We start from the raw sequence: 10,584 nt of genomic DNA on the forward strand, positions 1-10,584 counted from the left end.
ATAGGGCATATCGGAAGCTGGTCGTCAGACCTAAACGCTTGGGGAGATTTAAGCTCTATTTTGGTTGGTAGAAATACCTGCTAAGACAACTTGAGTCAGTGAACCAAGAATCCCTCGCATAAGCGCGACGGGAGTGTCAATCGTACTCACATTAACCATGACCGAGCCAACCCAATTAAACTATCACGATACCTATTCTTGTCCCGTCTGTCGCCATGGTAAAATTGCCGCTTTACCACTCATGGAAGCATATGCTTGTAACTTTTGTCAACACATTTTTACTGCTAATTTAGAACAACAAGTTTTAAAAATGGCCGATAGTCAATTACCCTTAACTTGGTATTGGAATGGTAAGTATTGGCAGGGTTTACCGAGAGAAGGAGTGGAGATGGCAGGTTTTTACTTAATTATCGGTTTAGGATTTGTGATTTTTCCCACAGCAATTGTGGCTACGGGGGCCTATCTTTTTCCTCCAATCGAGGGGAGTCCTTTGTCATGGGTGCCTCTATTTTGGTCGATTTTAACCTTTATTTGCCATGCTATTTGTTTACTCTGGTTAATTATCGAATATTATCAGTTTCCCGTTAATATGTATCTACGCGCCTTGGCTCGTCGTTGGCAAAATTCTTTCGTTACTAGGTTATTATCCTAGGGGTTATTTAACTGCTCCAAAGTCTGACTACAAAAATTTGCTCCCTCTAAATTTTCCTTTTTAAGAGGTACTTAGATTCAATCTGTAATTTGCCTTGATAGAATTAGTATAAAAGAGTGATTAAAGACAGCAAAAACTTAATCAGACCAGAGAAAATTATTGCTGACCTCAACGATAAATTTTACTCGACATTGACTAACCTTAAAAAGGTTGAAAATAATTGACAGATTTTTTATTGTTAGGCGTGATTAAATAATCGTACAAATATGCTTTCTCAAAAGAATCTAGAGTTGAATTAGTCAGGGGTTTAAAGGAGAATTTCTTAGTCCCGACAACAATTGGAGTAGTTGTGCGTACAAGTTTACCATCTTTTTCCTGTAACAAAATAATTTGCGAAGTTTTAACTTGACGAGCCGATTCCCAAGGATAATAATAGTACAGCAATCCATTCTCGTTATTTAAAGCCATTTCTCCATTGGCGGCGATTTTTTGCTGCCAATCAGGATTGAGCTTATATAGTTTAGGAACGTTTTTCCATTGCCAAGGAAATTGATAAAGTTGACCGACTACACTGGGCATAGACCAAGCAAAAGGAGTCAACTGATTTCCCCAAGGTAAACTAGGAGCGTCGACTAAAATAACTTGTCCATCGCTCAGATCCGGGGCTAATTGTATAACATCAGCCCAAAAAGCTTGCTGATATTTCCAACTTAGTTTATTTTGCTGTTGCACGATAATCCCAAATCCAACCAACAAAGAAAAATAAGTCGCTAAGAGGAGAGCCGCAAGATTTTTTTGCCGATAACTATTGGCTAAATAAACAATCAAATAGCCAAGAATTCCCCCAAGAATAGAAGCTCCAACCACGGCAGCCGCATGAACACGGGAATCACGTCCACTAATGAGGGTAGCAGGAACGGTAAAAGTGAAGGGATAGGCCAAGAATAATAAACTTATCCCCAGAAGGCTCAACTGTTTAATTATCGGCCAATTTTCCCCACTATCTAGTCCCGAAAAACGAGAATTTTGTAAGAATAGCCATAGCAACATAAGTAATGAAAGAGGCACAAAAATTAACAATTCTCCCCCGAGATTGTGCAAAGTTTGCCAAGGACGATAGAAAAATGTTCCTAAACAGACAAATGGTCCAGTAATTATTTGACGAATCGGAGTAGATATAGCGGTTGCTATATCTAAGTCTCCAACTCGGCTATCACCAGTCAACTTTCTGAGAATTAAAACAACTAGGAAAATCGTACCTAAGATGAATAGATGTTTAATTAATTCTTTAAATATCTCCGACTGAGGCTTTTTGGTTAGAAAAGGTGCGGTGATAAACAGCAAAAAACAGGTCTCATAACTAAGAAAAGAAGCAGTAATCAATAGGTAAGACCAAATTTTTTTATCGTTCAGATAACTTAAAAAAGCGAGTAAAAGAAAGGTTATGGCGGGCAAAATGTGAATATGAGTGAGAAAAGCCCTAGTGTTGTCGGCAGGAAATAAAGTAAATGCAAGGGTACCCGTCAAAACAAAAATAGGTTGATTCCAGAGACGTTGGAGAAATAGATAAAAGAGGATATTATTGGTTAATGCCAATAGATAGGCACTTATATAAATAAGCGGCAATCCTCCCAATTTTCCAGCAAAGTATGCAGAGAAGAAGAGGATGTTAAAGCCGACAACTCTACCTTGAAAAAATGCCAAATTCATGTTCTTAACAAAGTCAACAAATCTGGAAAAGTCCATGGTCAGTATGTTACCGATGAAAGCGTAATCATCTTCGTATAAACCCAAGTGATTAAAATACCAAAAGTGGGCGATCCAAGTAATCAATGCAATGGTTAAAAATGTCGTAATTTTGAAGGATTTATTATTCAGTAACATCATTGATTTTCCTATAGCTTGTGTAGTCATAAATCAAGATTTTATGTGAAATTTACAGCTTCAACAGGCTGATCAATTGAATTACCTAGTTAAGCTTGCTTGCTCTTGTTGGACGGATTATGGATTCTTTCTGATAATATATCAGTGTTTAAACTCTGTCAAGGCGAGATTATACTAAATCCTGTTTAAAAGGTATAAGGGAGATAGGAGACGGGAGATTCAGTTATCAGTAAACAGTAAACAGTAATCAGTGGTTAGTGGGAATTATGAATTATGAATTATGAATTGGGAATTGGGGAGTGGGGAGAAAAAATATAGCGGTTTTCAGTCTAATAAGATATAGTAAATCCCTTGATAGATAGGCGTTTTAGCGTTTCAATCGGGACTCACTTCTGTGAAAACCGCTATATGATATAACAATGCCTGCTCACTGATAACTGATAACTGATAACTGTTGCTTAAATTATCCCCAAAGGACAAAATTGACCCGATAATTCTAGTTTATTGTTTTGCAGCAGATATAAACCGTATTCAATTCCTTCTACTACTGCTTGATAGGAAGCTTCCAAAATATTACTAGACACTCCCACGGTTGTCCATCTTTGTTGACCGTTACTGGACTCGATTAAAACCCTAGTTTTCGCTGCCGTCCCCGAACCACTATCGAGGATTCTCACTTTATAATCGGTCAGGTGAAAGTTAGCAATTTCGGGATAGAATTTGACTAAAGCTTTTCTTAAAGCCCGATCTAAAGCAGCCACTGGTCCGTTACCCTCGGCCACTTCTAATAAATCTTCCTCTTTTACCTGTACTTTAATTGTCGCAATCGCATTACCACTATCCCGGAGCATATCACAATAAACTTGGAATCCTTTTAATTCAAAAAGGTGGCTTCTCTGTCCCAAAGCTTCCCGCATTAATAACTCAAAACTAGCTTCGGCTGCCTCAAATTGATAACCCTCACTTTCCAAGATTTTTAAACGTTCCAGAATTTGCCGACAGGTGGGATCATCTTTATTTAAATCGATGCCAAAACTGCGCGCTTTCGCTAAGACATTACTTAATCCCGATTGGTCAGAAATGACGATGCGGCGCTGATTCCCGATCGCTTCTGGATTAATATGTTCATAGGTCAGGGGATTTTTCGCCACCGCAGAAACGTGAATACCACCCTTATGGGCAAAAGCGGAACGTCCGACGAAGGGAGCGTGATCATCCGGGGCTAAATTGACCATTTCGCTGATTTTTCGGCTAGTTCCCGTCAATCGGCCTAATTGATTTTCTTCTAGGCAGGAAAAGCCCATTTTTAACTGAAGATTGGGAATTAAAGTACATAAATTGGCATTGCCGCAGCGTTCCCCATAACCGTTAATTGTGCCTTGAATCATGCGTGCGCCCTCGTTAACTGCCGCTAAGGAGTTAGCCACGGCGGTTCCTGCGTCATTATGAGCATGAATGCCTAATTGAGGCGCATTTTCCTCATCGGGATCGATACCCAATTGCTCCCGCACTTTCTCCACAATAGGGGCGATTTCTTGGGGTAAAGTGCCACCGTTGGTATCACAGAAAACTAACCATTCGGCCCCAGCAGCCCTGGCGGTTTTGAGGGTTAAAAGGGCGTATTCGGGGTTATTTTTGTAACCATCAAACCAATGTTCGGCATCATAAATGACTCGTTTTCCCTGACAGCGTAGATACTCGATCGTATCTCCTATCATGGCTAAATTCTCCTCCAGACTGGTTTTTAAGCCCTCTGTGACGTGCAGATCCCAAGATTTGCCGAAAATTGTCACCCAACGGGTTCTAGCGGCGAGAATGGCGGTTAACATCCGATCTTCCCGGGCCTCGATCTGGGGGCGACGAGTGGAACAAAAAGCGACTAATTCCGCTTGTTTTAGGGGTTCTTCGTGCAGTTTCCAGAAAAATTGACCGTCTCTTGGGTTTGCGCCTGGCCAACCGCCTTCGATAAAAGGAATACCCATCCGATCTAATTCCCTGGCGATTTTAATTTTATCTTCGAGGGAGAGGGAAATACCTTCTCGCTGGGCCCCGTCCCGGAGAGTAGTGTCATAGACCCAAATGCGCTTACCATTGTTCATATAAATAGTCAATAGGTGTTAATATTAATTAATAACTGTAGCGACTTAAAATCACGCCCCTAATGCCTAGAATAACAGTTTACGGTCAAACAATCACCTGCGATCGAGGTGAAAATCTCCGTTCAGTTATCAGTTATCAGTTATCAGTTATCAGTTTTGAGTTTTGAGTGAACAGTATTAAGTGTTAAAGTGTTAGAGTATTAAGTGGCAAGTTCGGAGCCTTCTTTTCACTGTTTACTGTTTACTGATTAAGGTTATCAAATGAACGAGACAACAACTTTTCAGATATCACCAATAATTCGGGTAACTTTATTAAGTTTATATGTGGCGTTAACCATCCCTTTACCCTTTTTAGCAAAAGTCACTAATTCCCCTGTTAATCCCAATTTTCTCTGGGTAGGAATTAGCTTAGGATTAATCGCTTTATACGGAGCTTTAAGTGAAAGAGTCATTTTATCAGAAACAGGGATACAAGTTACCTATCCCCAATGGTTTCCTGCTTTTCTTCGCTCTGGTTGGTGGTTAAATTGGACAGATATAAAAGAACTTAAATGTCGCAGTACAGGACAGGGTGGTTTAGTTTATTATTTCCTTGATCGCTCCTCGGAAAAAGCCTATTTATTGCCGATGCGAGTAGTGGGATTTAATCGCATGGTCAAAATAATCGCAGAAAAAACTAACTTGGATATGACTGATATTCGCCCCCTTTCTCAGCCTTGGATGTATGGAATTCTTTTTATTCTCACCCTATTTTTATTATTAGTCGATGCTTGGACTATTGCTACGGCGAGAACTATTATTCCCTAATAAATTCGGCTCAAAACGTAATCTACTAGCTCGATTAACACATCTTTTGAGGGAGAAGAAGCTAAACAGTCAAGGTGTTTTAAGGCACTTTGACCATACTGATTGGCTAACTCTTTTGAGCGAGGAATACCTTGGCTAGAGTGAATAAAATCAAGAGCTTTTTCGATGTCTCCTTCCTGACTAAATTCCCGTTCGATCAACACTTCTATATAGGGATTTTCCTCCATGGCAAAGAGAGCGGGAGCAGTGATATTACCACTGATCAAATCGGAGCCAGAGGGTTTTCCTAATACTTCCGTGGGGGAGGTAAAATCGAGAATATCATCGACGATTTGAAAAGCTAATCCTAAATTGCGACCATAATTATATAAATGATGATTAACTTCAGCCGATTGCTCGCTTAATACTCCAGCTGCTTTGGCACTATTGGCAATTAAAGAAGCCGTTTTGTAGTAACTTTTTTCTAGATAAGCTTCCAGGGAGATACTGGTATCAAAGCGATTAATTCCCTGTTGAATTTCCCCTTCAGCAAAATCACGAATCACTTCCGAGAGCAATTTTACCACTTCTAAATTATCTAAATTAGCTAGATACCAAGAAGATTGAGCGAAAAGAAAATCCCCCGCTAAAACCGCCACGCGATTGTCAAATAAACTGTTAACGGTGGGAACACCGCGGCGCAATTCTGCCTCATCTACCACATCATCATGGACGAGACTGGCAGTGTGGATCATCTCCGTGATTTCCGCTAATCGACGATGACGGGGAGTGATATCCCGGTCTAACATAGTAGCGCGAGATACCAGCAACACGATCGCCGGTCGAACGCGTTTACCGCCGGCCTCGAACAAATGTTCTGCTGCCGCCGCTAAAATGGGATGACGAGCGCCGACGAGGTTTTTTAAGTTATCGGTCAAAAGACGGAGATCATCGTCAACGGGTGCGAATAAAGAAGTTGTTGGGATCATTGGTTAGCCAATTGGCGAGATAGTTACGAAAGTTTACATATCCTTACATTTATTTTAAGCTAACCGTCCAGACTAGGGAAGGGGAAGCATCAGTGATCAGTGATCAGTAATCAGTGAGGGGTTGGGGTTTTAGGGTTTTAGGGTTTTAGGGTTTTAGTTGAAATTTCCCCACTTCCCCACCTCCCCACACCCCACACCCCACACCCCACTTCCCCACTTCCTCACCTCCCCATTTCCCCATTTCCCCACACCCCACACCCCACTTCCCTAATCTTTTTCCCGACAAAACTCTTGTCATTGTCAAGACTCTAGGGTAACTTGTATATAAAAATTAATAAAGCGAGAAGTATTAGAACGATGTTGAGACTAATTAGCGACTTTGACGGCCCGATAATGGACGTATCGGAGCGATATTACCAAGTTTATCAAGACTGTTTACAGAAAACCGCCTATAAAGGTCAAATTATCGGGGAATTATCGAAAGCGGAATTCTGGCAGTTAAAACGGGATCAGGTTTCTGAGAAGCGTATCGGGGAAATGTCAGGATTAGATGAAGATCAAGCGCGTAAATTTGCCCATCTTCGTCGTCAAACTGTCCATACTTTACCCTATCTTGTCCACGATCGCCCGGTGGTTGGTTCTTTGGAAACTCTCCAAAAAATCCAAGAGTTAAAGATCGATTTAGTCGTGATGACGATGCGGCGGGTATCCGAGCTAGATCATGCCTTTAATCGCCACGATATCGGTCGTTTTTTCGCCGCTAATCGTCGTTATTGTCTAAATAATAATTACACCAAAACCAACGACGTGCGCGACAAAACCCTGCTTATGGCTAAGGCCGCTAAGGAACTGCCGGCGGCTGCCGATACTTGGATGGTGGGGGATACGGAAGCGGATATTGCCGCCGCTAAAAGCCAAAATATTAAGGTTATTGGCGTATTATCGGGGATTCGCAGCCGTTCCCGTTTAGAGAGCTACGAGCCTGATTATATCGTCAATAACCTTGGGGAAGCAGTGGACGTGATCTTAGGCTCCCTACGAGCGATTGGTTAACGGAAAAAACTACTAATCACCCAAAAGATCAGAAAAGTGACGAGCGCATAAATTTGGCGATCGCCGAATATATGCAAATCAGCCTTGGCCGCCAAACTGGCTAATCCCGCTCCCAGAGCGACTCCTAGCACTAAACCAGCGAGAGTGAATAGTAAGGCGCGGCCAAAACGTTTTTCCTTGCGGTTGAAAAAATAGATATTAACGAAAACACCAAAAGCTAGGAGCAGCGGTAAGAGGGAGCCACTGGGATCGGGAACTAACAGCGTGATTGCTCCTAAACAAGCGTAAATCACTGCTGGCACAGCGATATCTCTTGCAGAAGGTGTATCGATTAAGCTTTGCCACCAGTGAGGAGATTTACTGCTAGTAACCGGTTTACTTTCCACCGGAATCGTCAGACGTTCGGGAAAACGAATGCGATCGGGTACTTTAATTCTACCTTCCTGTCGCATCCGCAGTCGATCCATGAGGACAGAATCGTAGGCCGCCTCGATCGATTCGACAATTTTGCTATCATTTTGATACTGTTGCACCAGTCTTTGTTTGGCCTCTTGAATTTCTTCAAAAGAGGATTCTTCAGTAACCCCAAGTTGTTCGTAGGGATTCTGTTCACTCATGAACATACCTCCTTAATTATGCTCCCGATAGTCATGATCTTAACCCGATGTTCTGTAGTTTAACTTGAGATGCAAGCTTATTTAAATTAATTAAGTTTAGCGAAAATCTGAGCAGAATCGATCGCTTCGTAGGGATAACCACTGGCATCTAAAAGGCTTTTTTCGGCGATTTCCCCTTCTTTAACGATAATTAAGCGGTTTTTACCCCCGTAGGCCTTAATTGTGACAATTTCTAAAGCAAATAATCCTGGGGAGAAACGGGGATTTAAGGCCCCATCGTACTCGAATTTACTCTGCATTAACTGCAAAGCATAGACGCTACTGCTATCAAAGGGTGCTGCCTCCCGCAGGGTTTTGGCCCGCAGCACTGGGATTAAATCACCAAAGGGAATAGAAATCGTTTGCCAAGTGCGATCAAGTGTATCAAAAGAATAACAGTAACCGATACCATCCCAACGTCCTTCACAGCGCAGAATTAATTTATAGCGTTTTCCGTCCCCTTGTACCTGTAATTCTATTCCCTCGTAGTTAGATAAATTTAGGGGAGGATTCAGGTTTCTGGTACGAACTGAGGCAAAACCGCCGTTATTTTCAGTTCTAACGATACCGGAAAAGAGCGCTCGTCCTCCGGTTAGGGTTATCTGACTCTCACTCACTCCTCCCATTACCACATCATCCACCGCACCCCAGATTTCTTTTATATCACTGCTGGGATTGCTAAAGTCAAAGAGGGTTTTTTCGGCGGTTATCCCAGCATTTTTCAATAAATCGAGTAAATTAGCTAAACTATGGCGGTTATTCTCCCCTTGACAGTAGATAATTCTCTCAATCCCTGTGAATAATTGCGGGGTTTGCAGAGCAAATAAATCGACATTTTCAGCCAATAATTGACGTGCAGACTCGATATTATCGACTAAAGCGCGGATTTGATAGTTTTGCTGCTGTAGTTGGGTGATTACTTTTCTACCGATCGCATTTTCCCCACCAATGACTAAAATGGTCTTCATCCCTTGCTCATTTGTTAGCTGATTTTTTTTATCTTCCCCGAAACCGAGCAGCTTTTGCAGACAACTCCACAGGGGAATACTATCAAAATAGTCTAGAGTTTGCCAAAATCTCTGAAAATCCCAGCTTTTTGACTCAGCCATAACTTTTCTCTCCTCAAAAGGTACTGTTGACATCCTCACCGCCGGGGCCGGACGGTGATTCCAGGCAGATCAAACAAACTTAATTGAACGACCGACCGCTGGGTTGACGCTTCACGGGATGCTGCTTCTTTAACAGAAGTCTTATGCTGTCCTCCACGCCCGTTTAAAGTCTCCGATTGCCCACCGGCGACCTTGATATTAATTGCAGCGTTTACATCCCTATCATGGAAAGTCCCACAAAAAAGACATTCCCACTCACGGATATTCAACGCTTTCTTACCGCCGATATTCCCACAACAGGAACATCTCTGAGACGTTGGCTCCCATCGGGAAATTATCCGAAAATCACGCCCATATTTATCAGATTTTGCCGATAGCATATCTCGGAAAGAACGCCATCCTAAGTCTGATATGGCACGGGATAACTTACGATTTTTAACCATTCCCGATGTGTTTAAATCCTCTAAAATTATCGTTTGATTTTCACGAACAACTCTAGTGGATAGTTTCTGCAAAAAATCAGTGCGAGTGTCTTTAATCTTTGCGTGGATTTTAGCTACTCGTTTCCTAGCTTTTTCCCGTCGGTTACTTCCTTTTTGCTTTCTAGAAAGGTTTTTCTGTGCCTTTCTTAGTCGTTTTAATCGTTTTTTTAACGGTTTAGGAGCGTCTATCTTTTCCCCTGTTGAGAGAGTCGCAAAAGTAGCAATCCCTAGATCAATTCCCACTGACTCCCCGTTATTAGGAAGTATTTCGGGCTGAATCTCGACAACAAAACTAAGAAAGTATCGATCTGCTGCATCTTTAATCACGGTGACGCTAGAAGGTTTAGAAGGTAATGGACGACTCCAAACTATTCTTAAATCACCGATTTTTGCTAAAGTAACGTGATATTGATTGATGGTAAAACCATTGTCAGTAAATCTCGCTGATTGTTTAGATTTACGCTTCTTAAATTTAGGAGGTTTGACTTTTCTTCCTTTTCTCTCTCCCTTGCAAGATGCAAAAAAGTTAGAATAGGCTGTCTCTAAGTCTCTCAAAGACTGTTGTAAAGGGATAGAAGAAACCTCGGTCAACCACTGCTTTTCTTCTGTTTTTTTGACTTGAGTTAGTCTTTTAGATAACTCGGTATATTTTGGCTTTTTCTCTCCTTGTCGATAGAGTTCTTGACAGTGAGCTAAGGTATCGTTCCAGACAACGCGCACACACCCGAACAACTGAGACAAAAGCCTCTTTTGTTGGTCTGTTGGGTAAATACGGTATTGATACCTCGCTTTCATTGGGTTAATATGTGTGTGTCTGTATTTATTTTAACTAGGTCTGTTAATAATGTCAAGTCGGTTAGTAATCAGTGATCAG

The 10,584-nt window shown here is 41.6% G+C and carries 10 protein-coding genes and 1 pseudogene; 4 read left to right on the forward strand and 7 right to left on the reverse strand.

All coding sequences use genetic code 11. From position 1 onward, the window contains the following. The first annotated feature begins 157 nt into the window (after window positions 1–157). A complete protein-coding gene (locus IM509_RS21890) occupies window positions 158–652 on the forward strand; it encodes a hypothetical protein (RefSeq protein ID WP_002790376.1) in 495 nt (164 codons plus the stop codon). Window positions 653–853: 201 nt separating this feature from the next. On the opposite strand, the gene IM509_RS21895 is transcribed toward IM509_RS21890, so the two are convergent. Next, window positions 854–2,566 carry a hypothetical protein gene (locus IM509_RS21895; RefSeq protein WP_249264950.1) on the reverse strand — a complete coding sequence of 571 codons (1,713 nt, stop codon included), beginning with the start codon at window positions 2,564–2,566 and terminating at the stop codon, window positions 854–856. 428 nt (window positions 2,567–2,994) lie between these two features. Continuing rightward, on the reverse strand, window positions 2,995–4,635 hold the full coding sequence (gene cimA, locus IM509_RS21900) for a citramalate synthase (RefSeq protein WP_185238106.1): 1,641 nt from the start codon (window positions 4,633–4,635) through the stop codon (window positions 2,995–2,997). A 62-nt stretch (window positions 4,636–4,697) separates the two neighbouring features. Here cimA and IM509_RS24425 point away from each other — a divergent pair. Together IM509_RS24425 and IM509_RS21905 are read left to right on the forward strand one after the other, a co-directional pair. Further along, window positions 4,698–4,766: pseudogene (locus IM509_RS24425) on the forward strand (2Fe-2S iron-sulfur cluster-binding protein); the annotation flags it as partial. A gap of 130 nt (window positions 4,767–4,896) precedes the next feature. Next, window positions 4,897–5,442 (forward strand): hypothetical protein, encoded by a 546-nt coding sequence (locus IM509_RS21905; protein WP_185238105.1) that lies wholly within the window; start codon window positions 4,897–4,899, stop codon window positions 5,440–5,442. On the opposite strand, the gene sds is transcribed toward IM509_RS21905, so the two are convergent. Beyond that, complete coding sequence (sds, locus tag IM509_RS21910) at window positions 5,439–6,410, reverse strand: solanesyl diphosphate synthase (RefSeq protein ID WP_052276222.1); 972 nt, start codon at window positions 6,408–6,410, stop codon at window positions 5,439–5,441. The genes IM509_RS21905 and sds overlap by 4 nt on opposite strands. Window positions 6,411–6,555: 145 nt before the next feature. Then, window positions 6,556–6,708: a hypothetical protein gene (locus IM509_RS21915; protein WP_185238104.1), complete on the reverse strand. Its 153-nt coding sequence runs from the start codon at window positions 6,706–6,708 to the stop codon at window positions 6,556–6,558. Between the two features lie 59 nt (window positions 6,709–6,767). On the opposite strand from IM509_RS21915, the gene IM509_RS21920 reads away from it, so the two are divergent. Beyond that, on the forward strand, window positions 6,768–7,463 hold the full coding sequence (locus IM509_RS21920; RefSeq protein WP_002801790.1) for an HAD family hydrolase: 696 nt from the start codon (window positions 6,768–6,770) through the stop codon (window positions 7,461–7,463). On the opposite strand, the gene IM509_RS21925 is transcribed toward IM509_RS21920, so the two are convergent. The 3 genes from IM509_RS21925 to IM509_RS21935 form a co-directional block, all read right to left on the reverse strand. Further along, complete coding sequence (locus IM509_RS21925; protein WP_185238103.1) at window positions 7,460–8,080, reverse strand: CPP1-like family protein; 621 nt, start codon at window positions 8,078–8,080, stop codon at window positions 7,460–7,462. The two genes, IM509_RS21920 and IM509_RS21925, sit on opposite strands and share 4 nt — an antisense overlap. Window positions 8,081–8,166: 86 nt before the next feature. Beyond that, window positions 8,167–9,228, reverse strand: a complete 1,062-nt coding sequence (locus tag IM509_RS21930; RefSeq protein ID WP_052276224.1) for a CIA30 family protein — start codon at window positions 9,226–9,228, stop codon at window positions 8,167–8,169. Between the two features lie 35 nt (window positions 9,229–9,263). Further along, the gene (locus IM509_RS21935; RefSeq protein ID WP_052276225.1) at window positions 9,264–10,505 is read right to left on the reverse strand and encodes an RNA-guided endonuclease InsQ/TnpB family protein; all 1,242 of its coding nucleotides are present in this window, start codon (window positions 10,503–10,505) and stop codon (window positions 9,264–9,266) included. Window positions 10,506–10,584 lie beyond the last annotated feature (79 nt).

The organism is Microcystis sp. M31BS1 (assembly GCF_020245285.1).
Classification (GTDB): Bacteria; Cyanobacteriota; Cyanobacteriia; order Cyanobacteriales; family Microcystaceae; genus Microcystis; species Microcystis panniformis.